1 protein-coding gene is annotated in these 584 nt (G+C 30.0%); it reads right to left on the reverse strand.

Going from position 1 to position 584, the window contains the following annotated elements; translation table 11 throughout:
• Positions 1–37 precede the first annotated feature (37 nt).
• On the reverse strand, positions 38–584 hold a 547-nt coding region (locus tag AC6CHI_RS16125), incomplete at its 5' end, for a putative type VI secretion system effector (RefSeq protein WP_498122507.1).

Genomic DNA, 584 nt, shown 5'->3' on the forward strand with positions numbered 1-584 from the left:
CTCTAATCTTTGAATGCGGCCTTCGATTTTTAATAAATCATACATTACGTTGTTTTTGCTCTATATAACTTTCTGGGTATGGATCTTTTTGAATAACTTTTCTATATTCATATACAGACTCAAGTAACAAATGATCTTTTTCACTCAGGTAGCGACTTGGCAATAAAAAAACCTCTTGAGGGTCTTTGAATCCATACAAACCAAAAATCTGCTCTGACTTTTCTGAAAAAGGTTTTAATGAATTTGAAGATTTTTTAATAATAAAGAATAAAATAAAATAAAATAAAATAAATACAAAGGCTAAAATTAATAATGTATTTAAATTTATTCCACGTGCTAATAAAACAATAAAACTTGTTATGATTATTGTTATAGAATACCAAACTAGCCCACCTTTCATAACTGATAAATTATGAGGTTTAGGTGAGGCTCCCATCCCAACCTGCATATGAAGTAAGCCTGTTTTAGGGCTCAATACTGAATAAAGCTCATATAAGTTGTTTTCTAGCCGTCTTACAATGCAAATAACATACTCACTCTGTTCAAATAAAGCACGATGAAATTGACCTACACAAACTTTACCA

Source organism: Acinetobacter sp. GQ146 (genome assembly GCF_059758585.1).